Source organism: Intrasporangium mesophilum (assembly GCF_054783095.1).
Map to the genome: position 1 here is coordinate 119,912 of NZ_BAAGRF010000019.1, position 16,546 is coordinate 136,457.

Annotated in this window: 14 protein-coding genes; 6 read left to right on the forward strand and 8 right to left on the reverse strand. The window is 71.4% G+C overall.

Annotation, left to right across the window (positions count from 1 at the left end):
- Positions 1-74: 74 nt before the first annotated feature.
- Positions 75-1,763, forward strand: a complete 1,689-nt coding sequence (locus tag ACYVLP_RS16900; RefSeq protein ID WP_460628508.1) for a SigE family RNA polymerase sigma factor — start codon at positions 75-77, stop codon at positions 1,761-1,763.
- A 6-nt stretch (positions 1,764-1,769) separates the two neighbouring features.
- Here ACYVLP_RS16900 and ACYVLP_RS16905 read toward each other — a convergent pair whose 3' ends face one another.
- Genes ACYVLP_RS16905 through ACYVLP_RS16915 form a run of 3 tightly spaced genes read right to left on the reverse strand, consistent with a single transcriptional unit; the run spans position 1,770 to position 3,087 of the window.
- The gene (locus ACYVLP_RS16905; RefSeq protein WP_452271701.1) at positions 1,770-1,985 is read right to left on the reverse strand and encodes a hypothetical protein; all 216 of its coding nucleotides are present in this window, start codon (positions 1,983-1,985) and stop codon (positions 1,770-1,772) included.
- A 27-nt stretch (positions 1,986-2,012) separates the two neighbouring features.
- Complete coding sequence (locus ACYVLP_RS16910) at positions 2,013-2,366, reverse strand: hypothetical protein (protein ID WP_452271700.1); 354 nt, start codon at positions 2,364-2,366, stop codon at positions 2,013-2,015.
- 10 nt (positions 2,367-2,376) lie between these two features.
- Positions 2,377-3,087 (reverse strand): NUDIX hydrolase, encoded by a 711-nt coding sequence (locus ACYVLP_RS16915; RefSeq protein WP_460628509.1) that lies wholly within the window; start codon positions 3,085-3,087, stop codon positions 2,377-2,379.
- Positions 3,088-3,125: 38 nt separating this feature from the next.
- On the opposite strand from ACYVLP_RS16915, the gene ACYVLP_RS16920 reads away from it, so the two are divergent.
- Positions 3,126-4,448 (forward strand): chloride channel protein, encoded by a 1,323-nt coding sequence (locus tag ACYVLP_RS16920; RefSeq protein WP_460628510.1) that lies wholly within the window; start codon positions 3,126-3,128, stop codon positions 4,446-4,448.
- Positions 4,449-4,486: 38 nt separating this feature from the next.
- Here the strand turns inward: ACYVLP_RS16920 and ACYVLP_RS16925 are convergent, their stop codons facing one another.
- Entirely contained in the window at positions 4,487-5,611 is a 1,125-nt protein-coding gene (locus ACYVLP_RS16925; RefSeq protein WP_460628511.1) for a glycosyltransferase family 4 protein, read from the reverse strand.
- A gap of 105 nt (positions 5,612-5,716) precedes the next feature.
- Here ACYVLP_RS16925 and ACYVLP_RS16930 point away from each other — a divergent pair, with 105 nt between their 5' ends.
- On the forward strand, positions 5,717-6,547 hold the full coding sequence (locus tag ACYVLP_RS16930) for a PIG-L deacetylase family protein (RefSeq protein ID WP_460628512.1): 831 nt from the start codon (positions 5,717-5,719) through the stop codon (positions 6,545-6,547).
- Between the two features lie 25 nt (positions 6,548-6,572).
- Here the strand turns inward: ACYVLP_RS16930 and ACYVLP_RS16935 are convergent, their stop codons facing one another.
- On the reverse strand, positions 6,573-9,311 hold the full coding sequence (locus ACYVLP_RS16935) for an asparagine synthase-related protein (protein ID WP_460628513.1): 2,739 nt from the start codon (positions 9,309-9,311) through the stop codon (positions 6,573-6,575).
- 168 nt (positions 9,312-9,479) lie between these two features.
- Here ACYVLP_RS16935 and ACYVLP_RS16940 point away from each other — a divergent pair, with 168 nt between their 5' ends.
- Positions 9,480-9,944, forward strand: coding sequence for a hypothetical protein (locus tag ACYVLP_RS16940; protein ID WP_460628514.1), 465 nt, complete (start codon positions 9,480-9,482; stop codon positions 9,942-9,944).
- 166 nt (positions 9,945-10,110) lie between these two features.
- On the opposite strand, the gene guaA is transcribed toward ACYVLP_RS16940, so the two are convergent.
- The 3 genes from guaA to ACYVLP_RS16955 all read right to left on the reverse strand — a co-directional run bounded on the left by guaA (position 10,111) and on the right by ACYVLP_RS16955 (position 13,068).
- Positions 10,111-11,676 (reverse strand): glutamine-hydrolyzing GMP synthase, encoded by a 1,566-nt coding sequence (gene guaA / locus ACYVLP_RS16945; protein ID WP_460628679.1) that lies wholly within the window; start codon positions 11,674-11,676, stop codon positions 10,111-10,113.
- A 184-nt stretch (positions 11,677-11,860) separates the two neighbouring features.
- Positions 11,861-12,292 (reverse strand): DUF3817 domain-containing protein, encoded by a 432-nt coding sequence (locus ACYVLP_RS16950; protein ID WP_460628515.1) that lies wholly within the window; start codon positions 12,290-12,292, stop codon positions 11,861-11,863.
- Positions 12,289-13,068 (reverse strand): SURF1 family protein, encoded by a 780-nt coding sequence (locus ACYVLP_RS16955; RefSeq protein WP_460628516.1) that lies wholly within the window; start codon positions 13,066-13,068, stop codon positions 12,289-12,291. Before ACYVLP_RS16955 ends, ACYVLP_RS16950 begins: the two co-directional genes overlap by 4 nt.
- A gap of 82 nt (positions 13,069-13,150) precedes the next feature.
- On the opposite strand from ACYVLP_RS16955, the gene ACYVLP_RS16960 reads away from it, so the two are divergent.
- Together ACYVLP_RS16960 and ACYVLP_RS16965 are read left to right on the forward strand one after the other, a co-directional pair.
- On the forward strand, positions 13,151-13,837 hold the full coding sequence (locus tag ACYVLP_RS16960) for a DUF6636 domain-containing protein (protein ID WP_460628517.1): 687 nt from the start codon (positions 13,151-13,153) through the stop codon (positions 13,835-13,837).
- A gap of 180 nt (positions 13,838-14,017) precedes the next feature.
- The gene (locus ACYVLP_RS16965; RefSeq protein WP_460628518.1) at positions 14,018-16,492 is read left to right on the forward strand and encodes an immune inhibitor A domain-containing protein; all 2,475 of its coding nucleotides are present in this window, start codon (positions 14,018-14,020) and stop codon (positions 16,490-16,492) included.
- Positions 16,493-16,546 lie beyond the last annotated feature (54 nt).

Sequence of the window (16,546 nt, forward strand, 5' to 3'; positions counted from 1 at the left end):
AGCCTGCAGATCGGCGGCCCTGCGCCAGGAGCCGGAAGGCCGCACAAGGTCCATCCTTGAAGAAGGAGGGGACCGTGCGCGAGACCGATGCCGACTTCGCCACCTACGTGCGAGCCTGGGAGCTCGCGCTGACGCGGGCGGCATACCTCGTGTGCGGTGACCCGGCCGCTGCCGAGAGCGCCGTCCATCGCGCCTTCGTCGCGCTCGCCCTGCACTGGGACCACGTGCGACGTGACGACCCGAGCGCGTTCGTGCGGCGAGCGCTCTACCGCGAGGCGCTCGCGGAGGCACACGCCCGAGAACGTATGCCGCACCGCGCAGCTCGCAGGGAGCCGGTCCGCCACGCACCGGCTAGGCCCGGGTCGCACGCGGTGGTGTGGCGCCTCACGGCGCGGCAGCGCGCCGTTGCCGTGCTGCGCCTCGTCGACCAGCGCAGCGAGGCCGACACGGCCGACATCCTCGGGCTGGACGACGGCACTGTCCGACGAGAGCTGCGCGCGGCCGTCGTGACAGCACCAGCGGGACAGGAGGCGGACGCAGGGCCCCCCGCACTGTCGCACCTGCTCTGGTCCATCGGTGCCGAGGTCAGGGAGGTCGACCACGCTGACCGAGCGTGGCGTGCTGCCCGGGCCCGGCAGACCCAGGTGCGCCGCCGAGTGGGCGCCGCCGTGGCCGTCGCGGTGCTCGTGCTGGCTGCGGCCACGGCGGTGGGCGCGTCACGCAGCGGTTCGCCCCCGGTCGAGTCGCGACTTCTGACATCCCTGCCGGCCGAGGTGCCGCTGTGGCGCCTGTCGAGCGACGGCAGCGCGTACGTCGAGGCTCCCCCCGCGGACACCGAGCACTCGGTCGCGCGCCTCGACGCCGGGCTGCCCGAGGTGATCGACCCGGATCAGGGGGTGCGCCGGGCCAGCGAGGTCGGCTTCGGAGTGCCGAGCGTGTTCGCCGACGCCGTCTACCTGCGCGCTCTCTCACCCGGGCGCTGGGAGCCGGTGCTCGTGTGGCGCACCGGCGACCAGCTCGACGTCGACACCCTCCAGCTGACCGATGTCGTCACCCCGACCGGGGAGCGGCGCTCGCCCCTCGGCGTCCACGCCTTCTCCAACGACCGCACCGCGATCGCCTTCCCTCAGCCGGGGCGGGTCGTCGTGCTGCGGACCGCGACCGGCACGATCGAGTCGATCCCGGTGCCCTCGCCGACCCTCGACCGGGTCTGGTGGTTCGGGGGGTGGCTCATGGCCGGATCGGAGAAGGAGACGTGGCAGATCGGCGGCACCGACGACCGGCACGCGACGCGACAGCCGGAGGCGTACGGTCTCGTCGAGTACCGCAGGGACAACGGCACGCCCGTGCTCGACGACCACGTGCCGTACCAGCAGCCGCTGCTCGTCGGGTGGCCGCGCACCAGACCGTATGGCCCGACGGTCTCCAGCGCCGCCCACGTCGCGTCAGCCTTCAGCATCGACGGCGTGGCCGGCCGTGGCATCGACGCGGTGCGCCCGAGGCAGGTCATCGTCGCCATCGACGGGACTGGGCAACAACACCTGCTCGTTCTCGGTGAAGAGCGGCCGAGGGCGAGCGGCTGCTGTCCCGTGCTCGGCTGGACCGTCGACCTCGACCTGGTCTATGCCGACACCGGCGCGGACGGCACCTGGCTGATGGCCTGGAACGTCCAGAGCGGGCAGGTGCGCCGGCTCTCCCACTGGCTCACGTCGGACACCGTGCCGCCCGTCATGGCCCTCGGGGTGAGGTTCACCGCCGGCTAGCCTGCGTCAGGGCGTCGTCGGGACCACGGCGAGCAGCAGCGTGGCGAACCATGTCAGTGCCGCGACGACCAGCAGGAAGATCCCGATGACGGCCATGTTGCCGGCGCCGTCGGCGTGGGACGTCTGTCGCCGTCGGCGGCCAACCAGCACGAGCGTCAGGCCCGCAACGAGCCAGACCAGTCCGATGAGAAGCCCGGCGAGAACGCCTGCGTTCCAACGCATCTCGTCGACACCCTCAGCCGGGTCGGGTCACCAGAGGGCGGCGACCAGCGTCGCCGCCACACCGCCGAGGCCTGCGATGTCCAGGTAGGTGCCGGAGTCCTGGCCGCGCTTGGAGCGCGCCGAGCCGATCTCTGCGGCAACCACGACGACGAGCGCGAGGACGAGCTTGACGCCGATCTTGGCGTTGTTGACGGCGAAGTCGTCCGTGGAGCTCGACTCGGCGAGCCCGACGAGGAGCAGCCCGGTGACGATCTGGGCACGGGCACCCCACACGACGACGGGGGTCACCGTGCGACCGGCCCGGATCGCGATCCACCCACCGACGACGGCGGCCATGCCGAGCAGGTGGAGGGCGAGCAGGATCTTGTGCAGGAGGTCCATGGCGGTCATCCTACGGAGCGCCGTGCGTGAGCTCGTCGAGGGCTGCCAGTCCGCGCCACGACCGCGTCATCGGCACCGTGGCGAGCTCGTCCCGGCCGAACCAGCGGGAGTCCGATGTGGTGCCTCCGACGTCGTGGATCACCGGTTCGCTCGGATCGGGACAGGTGGCGCGGTAGACGATGCGGACGGCGTGGAAGTCCTCGAGCGTCCCCGACGGCGCCCGGCCCACCCAGTGCTGCGACTGGATCGTCACGAGATCGCCGAGCTCGATCCACTGGCCGGTCTCCTCCCAGACCTCACGATGGACCCCGGAGACCGGGTCCTCGCCTTCGTCGAGCCCGCCACCGGGCAGCCCCCACGAGCCGGGCACGGCTGTCTGCGAGTTGAACTGCGTCAGCAGCACGCCGCGGTCGCTCGTCACGAGGGCGTATGCCGCGACACGCTGGTAGGGCTCCCCCACCTCGTCGTCACCGACGTCCGCATCTCTTGGGACCGCCCTCTCGGGCGACGGTGCGACGCGAAGGGGCGTGACGGCATACGCCAGCTCCAGCGACCCATCGTCCAGAACCCTTGCGGACAAAGGCGACTCGGCGGCCAGGCCACCGGAAGCCAAGATCAGCTCGGGATGGGACCCGTGGGCCAGCACGTGATCGGCGACGCGCTCCCCCGCGGAGTCCACTCCCACGACGCGGATCCCGCCCGGCACGTTGGTCCTGACCATTCCCGACATCCTAGGCAGGCGGACACTAGCCTGCTCGTGTGGCTGACGAGGCACCTGCCGCCGCCGAGCGGCGCGTCCATCCCTGGCGGTACCTGCGCCTCGTGCTCCTCGGGCTGCTCATCGGCATCCCTGCGGCTCTCGTGGGCGCAGCCTTTCTCTCCCTCGTCCACCTGCTCGAGGACCTGCTGTGGACCGACCTGCCGAGGGCCATGGGCCTCAGCCGGCCTCCGTGGTACCTCGTCGTCGGCCTGCCTGTCGTCGGCGCGCTGCTGGTGCTCGTCGTGCGCCGCCTGCTGCCCGGCGACGGCGGGCACGAACCGCTCGAGGGCATCGGCGCCTCGCCGACGCCGCTGACCTATGTGCCAGGCATCGCCCTTGCGGCCGTAGGGACGCTGGCGTTCGGCGCGGTGCTTGGCCCGGAGGCGCCGCTCATCGCGCTCGGTTCGGCCACCGGCATCGCGGTCGGACGGATCTCCCGGCTCGGCTCCCGCGAGCGCCAGGTGGTCTCGACGGCCGGGTCGTACTCGGCCATCTCGGCGCTCTTCGGCGGGCCGATCGTCGCCAGCTTCATGCTCATGGAGGCCGGCCTCGGCTTCGGCGCCCGCCTCGTGCCGGTGCTCCTGCCCGGCTTCGTGGCCGCGGCGGCCGGGTACATCGTCTTCCTCGGCATCGGCGACTGGCCTGGCCTGGGGTCGGCCTCGATGTCCGTCGGTGACCTGCCGACGTACGCGACCGTGAGCCTCGGCGACGTCGTCATCGCGGTCGTCGCCGGGATCGTCGCCGCGGTGGTGGTCCGTGCCGCCCGCCGAGGTGGGGAGGTGGTGCTCGCGCTGCGGCCCCGGGGCACGACACTGGTCCTCGTCGGCGGCGCCGTGGTCACGGGTCTGCTCGCTCTGCTGGCGCAGGGCCTCGGCTCGACGAGCGAGGACGTGCTCTTCTCGGGGCAGAGCGCGATCCCCGACCTGCTCGCGCTCGGGACCGACGGCTCGGCAGCGGTCCTCGTCGTCCTGCTCGTCGCCAAGGGCCTGGCGTTCGCGGTCTGCCTCGGCTGCGGCTTCCGCGGCGGACCGATCTTCCCGGCGGTCTTCCTCGGCGTGGCGGTCGCGGCTCTCGCCGTCGCCTGGTTCGGCATGTCGCCGACGGCCGCGCTCGCCGTCGGAACGGCCGCCGGCATGACCGCGATGAGCTCGTTCCTGTTCACGTCGGTGCTCTTCGCCGCCCTGCTCACCGGCACGGCCGGGCACGACGCGATCCCTCTTGCCGTGTTCGCGGCGGCCAGCGCCTGGCTCACGCTTCAGGTGCTCAAGCGATGGCTCCCCGACCGGCAGCTGTCAGGTCGTGGAGCGTCCACGTCGCCCTGACAGCGACAGCCCTCCACGCCCCCGGTCCCCCGCGCGGATCAGCGGCGCGCGAGCTCGTGGGCGCGTTCGTACTCGGCCACCGCAAGCCCCGCGACCTGTGACCACTCCTGCTGGGGCGGGTTGGCGACGTTCCAGGCGCGCATCCGAGCCACCTCCTCGGGCTCGGTAGCGAGCCTCGCGATCGACGACGCCATCTCCGAGTCGCTCGATACGACAAGGCCGTTCACGCCGTGGCTGACGAACTCGCCGACCCCCGAGCCCTGCCGTCCGATGACGGGCAGGCCGACCGTGCGCGCCTCGAGGGCCGCGATCCCGAACGACTCGAGACGCGCGGGCGACAGATAGACGTCGGAGGCGGCATACCTGCGCCGAAGCTCGTCGCGGGACACCCGGCCGGGCAGCGAGACCCAGTCGAGCCGGTGCTCGCGGACGAGACGCTCCACCCGGCCACGGTCGGGCCCCTCACCGAGGATGGTGAGGCTCAGCGAGCCCGGCCCGGCAACGGCCGCGGCCTGCTCGACCAGCTCGACGAGCGCCGACGGGCGCTTGCGCGCGGCCAGGCGGGTCGCCGTGACGAGACGCAGCGGCCCCGGGCTCCGCTCCGGCACCGGCGCGACCCAGCGCGCCACGTCGATCCCGTTGGGCAGCACGCTGACCGAGACGGACGCTCCGACGAGACGCCGAAGCGGCTGTGCCGCGACGTCCGAGACCGCAGACATGGCCACCCCACGCGCGGCCCACCTGCGCACGAAACGCGCCGCGTCGAAGACCGGCGCAACCCCCGCGAGCATGCAGTGCCACGTCATCGCCGTCGGCAGCCCGAGCCCCACCGTGACCCGCGTGGAGTCCCACGCGAAGGGCGAAACCACGCCCGTCTGCACGTGCGCGACGTCGAAGCCACCCTCGACGAGGCGGCGGCGCAGCTCCTTCGGCGCCCACGGGTTCACCGGGAGCTCCCAGGGCATCCGGGCCGCGAGCCGGTGCACGGGGATCCCGTCGACCACGGTGACCTCGCCGTGCATCTCGCCGCCCGGGCCGCGGGTCGCCGTGAACGCCTCGACCTCGTGCCCGAGGGCGAGGAGCTCGCGGGCAAGGTCGTGCGTCTGCACCTCGATGCCGCCCAGGCGGGGCAGGTAACAGTCGGAGAGCAGGGCCACCTTCACGGGGCACACTCTGTCATGCGCCAAGATGGGGGCCTGGAGCCGGCGTCCCGCGCCGGAGTGCCACATCCGTCACACCGTCACCCTCCGAGATCCGGAACATCCACCATGTCCACGACCCCACGTACGCTGCTGGCCTTCCACGCCCATCCAGACGACGAGGCGCTCCTGACGTCGGGCACGATGGCGCGCGCAGCGGCCGAGGGTCATCGCGTCGTCGTCGTCGTGGCGACCGACGGCGCGCTGGGCCTGGCGGCACAGGAGTATGCCGCTGACGGCGGCCTCGCGACGCGGCGGATGGCTGAGCTGCGCGCCAGCGCGCAAGCGCTGGGGGTCGCGCGGGTGGAGCACCTCGGCTACGCCGACAGCGGGCTCGGGCCCGAGCTCGCCCCGGACCCGCCCGGCGCCACGCGGTTTGTGCGTGCCGACGTCGAGGAGGCCGCGGGGCGGCTGGCCGCGATCCTGCGGGAGGAGCAGGTGGACGTGCTGCTCAGCTACGAGCCGAACGGCGGCTACGGCCACCCGGACCACAAGCAGGTCCACCGCGTCGGCCGCCGGGCGGCCGAGATCGCCGGCACGCCAAGGCTGCTCGAGGCGACGGTCCCGCGTGACACCATCACCAAGGCGATCGACCTCGCCGCGAAGGTCTACCGGTTCCCGCCGGAGTTCGACCGGGCGGGCTTCGACCGGGCCTTCTCGGCACGCCGCGAGATCACCCACCGGATCAGCGTGCGCCGCTACATCAAGGCCAAGCGGGCCTCGATGCACGCCCACGCCTCGCAGGCCAGCGCCGACGGTGGCGCCGACCGCACGCTCGCGGCCTTCCTGCGCATCCCCCGACCGCTCTATGACCTGGTGTTCGGGCGCGAGTGGTACGTCGACCCTGGCGCCGCGCCCGGCGACCCGATCCGGCGCGACGTCTTCGACGGCCTCGGCTGAGCGTCGCTGACCCCAGGCGCGCGGCTCAGCCGGCCGCCGGACCGCGCTCGAACACGACGGCCATCGGCGTCTGCTCCGAGCCCTGCCCCAGCGGGTTGTCGGCGAACATCGCCTCGTAGCGCTCCTTGGGACCCGGCGCGTCCTGGCCGAGCACGTTGCGGCCGATGTCGTTCGCGTCCATGACGACGGTGCCCCCGAAGGTGTCCCGGTATGCCGCCGGCACGCGTTCGCGGATGGCCGCGCTCAGGCGTGCCGCGACCTGGTCAGGGTCCTTCGGACCGAGCTTGGCGGAGACGTTGGCCGGGTACACGGAGTACTCGGTTGGGCCGTCGATCGCCCGGATGTCACCGCCCACGAGGTCGTAGAACAGACCTCGGCGGCCGACCAGCTTGCCGATCGCGCCGCCGGCGGACGCGAAGAGCACGCGCGGCAGGCCGGCCTCCTCGATGGCCAGCTGCATCGTGAAGGGCGAGCCCAGGCCGATGCCTGCGGGCGTGCGCGTGACATACCGGCTCAGGATCCTGGCCGGCCTGCCCACCTTGATGTCCCAGATGAAGAACGACCGGCCCTGGGTGATCGCGACGATCTTCTCGGAGATGAAGAAGTACCAGCGGCCCGTCGTCGCGGTGGCGTGGTCGCCGCCGGCCTGCGGCAGCCCGGCGAAGAACCTTTCGACGTAACCCAGGGTCTTGCCGACGAGGTCGTCCTCATGGGCGTAGAGGTCAGTCCGCAGCGGGTAACGGCGCACCTGCTGGCCGTCGGTGGTCGTCAGGTCCAGCTGCTTTCGGGCGTTCGGCTCGTAGTCGGTCTTGACGTGAACCGGTGCGTCAACCTCGTCTTGGCGCTCGTCGAAGAACTCCTGCAGCCACAGCTCGACGTTGAGGATGCGCCAGATCGTCGAGGAGTCCATCGTGTTCGTCCCCTTGATCCATCCCTCGAAGGCCTCCAGCACCGCGGTCTGGTCGAAGTAGGGGCGGTTGGCGAACGACTCACTGAGGAACTCGCCGTAGATGTGGTTCTTCAGGCGCAGGAACCAGGCTCGCTGAGGAGTCGTGGCGCCCACCTTGTCGCGGCGCTCGACCACCGCATCGGGCAGCACACCGCGCATCGCGTCGCGCAGCACGCGCTTGCCGACGCCGTCCTTGACGAGGGCTTCGTCGTCGAGCGAGGCCACGAACCGGGTCAGCTCACGGTCGACGAACGGCAGCCGCACCGTCACCCCGAACCGTCGGGCGTTCTTGTCGGTGTATCGCAGCCGGGCCGGCAGGGAACCGGTGAAGATGTCCTGCATCAGCCGGGCGTGCAGGTCGGTGCGCTCGACGTCGTAGGTGTCGCCGACGTGCTTCGCGGCGAACGACGAGGCCAGCAGCGAGGCGACCGGCACGTCCTTGCGGCCACGGAGCCGGGCGCCGATGACCGGCCGGCCTCTGCGGTAGAGCACGTCGAGGGAGCGGCCGAGCTCGGTCGCGGCCTGCATCGCGCTCTGGTTGCGCAGCTCGCGGAGGCGGACGAGGTGGTGCGGGCCGAACCCGGCCAGCGTCTCGTCGCCGCCGTGGCCGTCGAGCACGACTCCGTCGAGGTCGGCGGCGGCGCGCAGGACGCGGTACTGCAGGTACGGGCCCGTCGAGCCGGTCGGCTCCTCCTGCGTGCGCACGAAGTCGTGCAGGTCGGCCTTGAACTCCGACGCGGTCGGCTCGATGCGGTGCGCATCGACCCGGTCACCGAGGGTGGCCAGCACGGCGTCGAGCTGCTCGCGCTCGGGAGCAGCGGTCTCCGGGTATACGGCCGACCACGTGTCCTGCACCAAGGCGCCGGACCGTCCTGACTGCTGCGTCCCGTTCTCTCGGGCCAGCCCGTCGACGAGAACGGCGATGGCCGAGGCGTCGAGGCCTCCGGAGAGGGCCGTCGCGATCCGCCCGCTGGCGCCGGAGCGGCGCCGCACGGCGTCGGTGAGATGCCGGCGGAACTCCTGGGCGACCGGGGCGGAGTACGCCCGAGGCTGGGCCCGGCCCGCCTCCAGCTCGTCGCGGAGCCGGCTCAACGACCGGCGGTCGATCCCGCGGCCGGTGATCGTGACGACCTCGCCTGCGGCGACGCGCTCGATCCCCTCGAAGAAGGTCTCGGGCCCGTCGTCGTGCACGCGGTGGCTCAGGTAGCGGTAGATGACGCGGTCGTTCGGGCGCTTCTCGTACAGCCCGCTGGCGAGGATGCCGCGGATCTCGCTCGCGAACAGCCAGCCCGCCGTCCCATCGGACCCCGCTGACCCGTCGGACCCAGCGGACCCGTCGGACCCAGCGGACCCGTCGGACCCAGCGGACTCCGTGGACCCGGCCACCCGGCATACGTAGAGCGGGCGGATGCCGAAGGGGTCTCGGGCCAGCGTGAACGCATGCGTGTCGCGGTCCCACACGGCCACGGCATACGCGCCGTCGAGACGGTCGAACCCGTCCGGGCCCCACTCCGTGAACGCTGCGAGCACGAGCTCCGCGTCCGCGCCGGTCGGCAGGTCGTGCCCGAGGGTCTCGAGATCGGAGCGCAGCTCGGACCGGTTGTAGAGCTCACCGTCGAGGGCCAGCGTGAAACGGCCGCCGCGGCTCGTGGCCAGCAGCGGCCCGCTGCCGCGGCGCCCGGCCGGACGACCGGCCAGTCCCGCCGCGTCGCCCTGGTAGCGCTGGGTCGGCACCGACCCCGGGTGCTGGGCGACGAGGCGTTCGAGCAGGGTCTCGTCGGCTGGGACACCCAGGTGTCCGGCGATTCCGCACATGGGCGCAACCCTAGCGACTCCGGCTGGATCCGATTTCACGCCCACAGGCGGTTGAACCGTCAGGGTGCAGGACGCCGTCTTCGGTGGGGGACGTCCGGCGGCCCCGACGGACCGCCCGGCGCCCTGGACCACCATCAGCGGCAACGAGACATCACAAGGAGCAGACCCATGCACCGACCTTCCCGCACGGCCACGTTCGTCCTCGGCGCTCTGGCCGCAGCCAGCGTGCTCGCCACCACCGCTGCCGTCGCCGCGACGAGCGACGACCTTCTTCGGGCGCCGATCCAGGGCAGCCTCCCTACGGACCCGAAGCCGTTCTTCGGCTCGAACCCGGGTGGCGCGCCCTGGCAGATCACCTCCGGTGAGGCCAAGGTCCAGGCCGACGGCACCCTCAAGGTCTCGATCGTCGGCCTCGTCATCCCGGGCGTGGGCACCGGACCTGTGGTGACGGTCTCGGCGAGCGTCGCCTGCAACAACGTCAAGGCCGCGACGACGGGGACCGTGCCGCTCAGCTCTGCGGGCAACGCCGAGATCAAGGCCACGCTCAACGTGCCGGCGCGCTGCCTTGGGCCCGCCGTGCTGATCCACCCCAACGGCAACGCGGCCACGTACATCGCCATCACGGGTCGCTGAGGCTGGGACGGAGCGGCCACTCGACCGGATGATGCTGGGACGGCGCGGCCACTCGACCGGATGATGCTGGGACGGCGCGGCCACTCGACCGGCACAACCGTCGAGTGGCCCGCCCGTTACTGCGGTCACTCTGGTCACACCGCGCGAGCTCGTCAGCGCGGTGCGCTCACTCCCACTCGATGGTGCCCGGCGGCTTGCTCGTCACGTCGAGGACCACCCGGTTGACCTCCTCGACCTCGTTGGTGATGCGGGTCGAGATGGTCGCGAGGACGTCGTAGGGCACGCGCGCCCAGTCGGCGGTCATCGCGTCCTCCGAGGCCACGGGCCGCAGGACGACGGGGTGGCCGTACGTGCGGCCGTCACCCTGGACGCCGACCGAGCGGACGTCGGCGAGCAGCACGACCGGGCACTGCCAGATGTCGCGGTCGAGGGCCGCCCGGGTCAGCTCCTCGCGCGCGATCGCATCAGCGCGACGCAGCACCGCCAGGCGGTCGGCCGTGACCTCGCCGATGATCCGGATGCCGAGGCCCGGCCCCGGGAACGGCTGGCGCCAGACGATGACCTCCGGCACCCCCAGCTCGAGTCCGACCTGTCGCACCTCGTCCTTGAACAGGCTGCGCAGCGGCTCGACGAGCTGGAACTTGAGGTCCTCCGGCAGCCCGCCGACGTTGTGGTGGCTCTTGATGTTCGCGGCTCCCTCGCCGCCACCGGACTCGACGACGTCGGGGTAGAGCGTGCCCTGGACGAGCCACTTGACGGGGTGTTCCTCGTCGCCGCGGTCCAGGACGACATCGCGGGCGGCCTGCTCGAAGACCCGGATGAACTGCTCGCCGATGATCTTGCGCTTGGTCTCCGGGTCGGTCACGCCGGCGAGCGCCTCGAGGAACCGGTCGCGCGCGTCGACGACAACGAGGTCGACGCCGGTGGCCTCGACGAAGTCCTTCTCGACCTGCTCGGCCTCGCCCTCACGCAGCAGCCCATGGTCGACGAACACACAGGTCAGCTGGTCGCCGACCGCCTTCTGCACCAAGGCCGCCGCGACCGATGAGTCGACGCCTCCCGACAGCGCGCAGAGCACACGGTCGCTGCCGACCTGCTCGCGGATCGCGTCGACGAGGTCGTGGACGACGTGCCCCGGTGTCCAGTCGGGCGCGATCCGGGCGCCCTTCCAGAGGAAGTTCTCGAGGACGCGCTGGCCCTGCTCGGAGTGCAGCACCTCTGGGTGCCACTGGACGCCGTAGAGCCGCCGCTCGTCGTCCTCGAAAGCCGCCACGGGCGTGCCGATGGTCGAGGCGGTCACCGTGAAGCCGGCGGGCGCGTCGCTGACGGCGTCGCCGTGCGACATCCAGACGACCTGTTCCTCCGGCTGGCCGTCGAAGAGCGTGGAGTCGGGCCGGGAGATCGAGGCGTCGGTCTTGCCGTACTCGCGGGCCCCGGTGCGCTCGACAGTGCCGCCGAGGGCCCTGGCCATCGACTGGAAGCCGTAGCACATCCCGAAGACCGGCACCCCGGCGTCGAGCAGGGACGGGTCGAGCCGCGGCGCACCCTCCTCGTAGACCGAGCTCGGCCCACCGGACAGGATCACCGCGGCCGGGCGCTTGGCGAGCATGTCGGCGACCGACATCGAGTGCGGCACGACCTCGCTGTAGACCTGCGCCTCGCGGACGCGGCGCGCGATCAGCTGGGCGTACTGCGCCCCGAAGTCGACGACGAGGACCGGGTGGTCCTGCAGACTCGCCGGAGCATCGGTCGCAGCGCCCGGCTCAGCACCAGGCTGTGGGTCCGTCTGCGGGTCGGGCTGCGTGTCGGGCAGGTCGGGCGGCACGGCGTCGGTCACGCACAAACTCTATCGGCCAGGGTCGAGCGCGCGTCCGGCGCAGGCGCCGGCCCCACCGAGCCGGTATGCCGTCCGCCGCTCAGGCGCTCGCGCCCGGTCCCGACGGGGCCGGGCCGCCGGCAGCGCTCGCTGAGTCGCCGGAGCCGCCGTCACCGGCCACGTAGGCCCGGGACAGCATCGCGTGAACCTCACGGCTGTTGCGCTGCTCGGCGACCCACGGCACGACAGGCACGAAGCCGGCCAGCAGGTTGAGCACGATCCGCTTGATCCCCCAGGCGGCCTTGATCCCGAGGTTCGCGACCGAAGCGGCATACGCCATGTAGATCAGGCCATGGATCGGGCTCCAGTACTTCGTCAGCACGTTCTCCTGGTGGAAGCCGTACTTCATCACCATCTCGAGGATGAGCACGAACAGGGCGATGCCGGCGATGATGGCGAGCACCCGGTAGATCGCCAGGGCCGACCGGATCTGCTCGGGCTTGGCCAGGTTGGTCGGGTACGTCGGGCTCACGCGCTCACACCTTCTTTCGGGGCAGCCGACGGCGTCTGCGCCTGCTGCTCGGCTCGGAACATCTTCCACCACATCCAGATCGCGAACAGTCCGAAGACCCACCACTGCACGGCGTATGCCGCGTTGCGCAGGTTGAGGGACGCGTCGAGCTCCGGAGGTGGCACTCGGGACAGGCCGGCTGCCTGGACGGGCACGCCGCTGCTTGCCGTCGAGCCCGCGCTCTCCGCGGAGGCGAGGACGACAACGTTGTAGAGGTCACCGGGCCACTCGTTGACGAGCTCGGCCAGGTCGATGGCGCGCCGCTGCGGCTCCGGCAGCGCACCACCGGGCCGGGGCGACTCGCCTGGGCCGAGCGTGCCGGTCACCGTGACGACCCCCGACGGCGTCGGCGGAAGGGCGCTCGCGGCGGGCGTGCCGTCGACGAAGCCGCGCAGCACCGCCACGGTGCCGCCGTCGGTCTGCAGCGGCGTCACCACCCACGACCCCACCCGGCCGTCCAGCCGGCGGTCCACGACCACGAAGGTGCGGTCGGCGGCATACGTGCCCGTGACCGTGACGGGACGGTTCGAGTACTCCGCCGCGAACGCCGCGTGCGGCTTCGTCACGTCCTGCAGCGGCGCCCGCTCGAGACTGGCGGCGGCCGCGACGGCGTCCTTGCGGCCCTCGTCGCGGGCGACACCGAGCTGCCACAGACCGAGGAACACGCATGCCGTGACGACGACCAGCAGGAGGGCAAGCATGCCGACCCAGCGTGGGGTGAGCAGGCTGCGGAACACGCCCCAAGGGTAGGTCACCTGCTCGGGAGCCTCGAGACCGCCCGGGTGACCTGTCCAGCAAGGCGTGGCAGACTCCTCGCCCATGGTGAGCAGGACGAACCGGGCGCGCCACGTGGTTCTCGTGCGCATCGTCGCCCTGGTCGGTGCGACAGGCGCGATGTCGGTGGTCCTCGCTGGGTGCGGCGTCACCGACATCCCGAGCCCGAGAAGGACGGTCACCGTCTACGTCGACCCGACGGGAAGCCCGTCCACGCCGGCGCAGGCGACCGCCGTCCCGACGTCCGTGGCCCAGAGCCCGGCCCCGACCAGCCAGGTGCCCATCAGCCTCGCGGCCGGCCGCCAGCGCGGCGCACCCCACTCCTTCGCCGAGGCGCAGCAGCGCATCGCGGGCGCGCGCGTCGCGGGCGGGACGGCAGCCGCGTTCCAGAGCCCGAGCGGGAACATCTTCTGCGTCGCGGGTCGCGGCCCGAGCCGGCTTGCGGCATGCGACGTCGAGGAGGGACGGATCACGCCACCTGTTCCCTCGATCTGCGCCGCGGACGGACCCCAGGACATCGGCCGGATCGAGCTGTCCGACAAGGGCGCCCGGCCGGTGTGCAACTCCGACACCATCCGGCAGAGCGGCGCGCCCACGCTGGCCTACGGCTCGCGCACGGATCCCGCGCTCGGCTCGGTCGCCTGTCTCAGCGAGGAGACCGGCATGACGTGTGTCGACGCGGCCTCGCACCATGGCTTCTTCCTGGCGCGAGACACCTTCGTCACCTTCTGACCGAATCTCCGGTCGCCGGCCACCGCCCCGATGGTCTCGAATTGGTAACGGCTCCGGAACAGAGGGTTCTCTCGCCGGTCACGCGCAGTTGACTGTCGATCGTTGCGCCCGGCGGGGGATGTTCGTATGCCCAGGCGAGCGCGGCGTCCAACAGGAATCTCACAACTAGGGGACAACCTCGTGAGGCAGACAATGCACACCGGGCGCAGCAGGCTGACGGGCCTGCTCGCCGCAGGGGCCCTGGTCGCAAGCGCCATCGTGGCGTCACCGGCCCAGGCCGCTCCGAGCGCCGACAAGGGCGCGTCGTCCGGCAAGAACGCCAAGACCGCCAACGACAACCTCCGCTCACCCATGGCGGTCAAGCAGGACGCCATGCGCCAGAAGGCGCTGGAGAAGCGGCTCAAGGGCGACCAGTCCGCCCAGGGCAAGGTGGCCAAGCTCGGCCCGGGCCAGTACGTGCCGCTCGAGCGTGAAGGCACCGACAAGATCTTCGTCGTCATCGTCGAGTTCGGGAACGAGCAGTTCCCCGGGGGCATCGGCACGACCGTGCCACCCGGCACCTTCCTCGGCCCGCCCAAGGACGGCAGCGCGACGGATGTGACCGGGCCGCTGCACAACGAGATCCCCGCACCCGACCGCGCGGTCGACAACTCGACTCTCTGGCAGGCCGACTACAACCAGGCCCACTACCAGAACATGTACTTCACCCGGATGGCCGACTACTACCAGCGCCAGTCCTCGGGCCGGTACTCGGTCGAGGGCGCGGTGACCGACTGGGTCAAGGTGCCGTACAACGAGGCGCTCTACGGCCGTAACTACTGCGGCAGCATCGTCTGCAACACGTCCAAGGCACTCGTGCGTGACGCTCTCGCCGTCTGGGTCGACAACCAGCTCAAGTCGGGCAAGACGATGGCCGAGATCACGGCATACCTCAAGACGTTCGACCAGCAGGACCGGTACGACATCGACGGCGACGGCAACTTCAACGAGCCCGACGGTGTCATCGACCACTTCCAGATCGTCCACGCCGGTGGCGACGAGGCCGCCGGTGACCCGCACCAGGGCACGGACGCGATCTGGAGCCACCGGTCGTTCGCGAACATCCAGGGTGGCGGACCGCTCGGCGCGGGCGTCAACATCGGCAGCAACACCGGCACCGTCAGCAGCCCGCTCGTGCCGAACAACCCGACCGGCATCTGGGTCGGCGACTACACGATGCAGCCGGAGAACGGCGGCCTCGGCGTCTTCTCCCACGAGTTCGGCCACGACCTCGGCCTGCCCGACCTGTATGACACGTCCGGCAACACCGGTGGCGCGGAGAACAACACCGCGTTCTGGACCCTGATGTCCTCCGGCGCCAACATCGGCGACGGCGGCCCGGACGGTATCGGCGACGCCCCGACCGACCTCGGCGCCTGGGAGCTGTTCCAGCTCGGCTGGCTCCAGCCGCAGGGCAAGCAGGGCCCGTTCTACGACGTCGCGCAGGCCGGCAAGCGGTCCTCGCACACGATCGGCTCGAACGTGCCCGCGACCAAGCAGGCCCAGGCGCTGTTCACCCTGCTGCCCGACAAGGAGGTGCCGCTCGAGCTCGGCGCGCCCTACGAGGGCGAGCACGTGTACTACAGCGACGCGCGCGACGACATCGACACCACGATGACGAAGAAGGTGACTCTGCCGTCGGGCACGGTCTCGCTCTCGGCCAAGGCTCGCTACAACATCGAGCAGGACTGGGACTACGCCTTCCTTCGCGTGTCGACGGACAACGGCGCCACGTGGACCTACGTCAACACGAACCTGTCGAGCTCGACCGACCCGAACGGCCAGAACCAGGGCCACGGCATCACGGGCGTCAAGACCGACTGGACCGACCTCACCGCAGACCTGTCCGCGTGGGCCGGCCAGACGGTGACGCTGCAGTTCCGCTACTGGCAGGACGTCGCCCAGGTCGGGCAGCCCGGCGTCAGCACGCCGCCGCCCGGCTTCCAGCTCGACGCGATCGCGATCAGCGGGCAGCCGCTGGACGGCGCCGAGAGCGACGCCGGCTGGACGTTCGACCCGGCTGACGGCAGCGGCTTCCGGGCCAGCTCCGGCACCGTGACGCAGAAGTTCTTCAACGCCTACGTCGCGGAGAACCGGCAGTACGACGGGTACGACACGTCGCTCGCCACGGCATACAACTTCGGCTTCCTCAACACGACGCCGGACAGGGTGGAGAGCTACCCGTACCAGAACGGCCTGCTCGTCAGCTACTGGGACTCCTCGATGGCCGACAACAACGTGGGTGACCACCCGGGCTCAGGCCTGATCCTGCCGGTCGACGCCCACCCGGAGTTCAGCCACTGGACCGACGGGACGCTGATGCGCAACCGGATCCTCGCCTACGACTCGACCTTCGGGCTCGAGCCGACCGACGCGATCTCGCTGCACAACAACAGCGTCGCCGGGTCCATCGCGAGCAAGCCGGCCGTCCCGGTCTTCGACGACACCAAGTCGTGGTGGACCAACTCCGACGAGCATGGTGCAACCGGCTCCCACGCCGGTCGCTACCAGCCGGGGTGGTACGGCGTCGACGTGCCCAAGACCGGCACGACGATCCGCGTCGTCGGCAGCTCGAAGCAGGGCAACTCGCTCAACGTCCTCGTCGCTCCCAAGTGAGCCGGGGGCCGGACTGGTCCCGCGCGTGAGCACGCGTGAGCACGGATCCGGTGC

What these genes read in the sequence shown, in the direction of transcription:
- ACYVLP_RS16905 (WP_452271701.1), bottom strand. Translation starts at nt 1,985, where the DNA reads ATGCGTTGGAACGCAGGCGTTCTCGCCGGGCTTCTCATCGGACTGGTC.
- ACYVLP_RS16910 (WP_452271700.1), bottom strand. Translation starts at nt 2,366, where the DNA reads ATGGACCTCCTGCACAAGATCCTGCTCGCCCTCCACCTGCTCGGCATG.
- ACYVLP_RS16915 (WP_460628509.1), bottom strand. Translation starts at nt 3,087, where the DNA reads ATGGTCAGGACCAACGTGCCGGGCGGGATCCGCGTCGTGGGAGTGGAC.
- ACYVLP_RS16930 (WP_460628512.1), top strand. Translation starts at nt 5,717, where the DNA reads ATGTCCACGACCCCACGTACGCTGCTGGCCTTCCACGCCCATCCAGAC.
- ACYVLP_RS16935 (WP_460628513.1), bottom strand. Translation starts at nt 9,311, where the DNA reads ATGTGCGGAATCGCCGGACACCTGGGTGTCCCAGCCGACGAGACCCTG.
- ACYVLP_RS16940 (WP_460628514.1), top strand. Translation starts at nt 9,480, where the DNA reads ATGCACCGACCTTCCCGCACGGCCACGTTCGTCCTCGGCGCTCTGGCC.
- ACYVLP_RS16960 (WP_460628517.1), top strand. Translation starts at nt 13,151, where the DNA reads ATGGTGAGCAGGACGAACCGGGCGCGCCACGTGGTTCTCGTGCGCATC.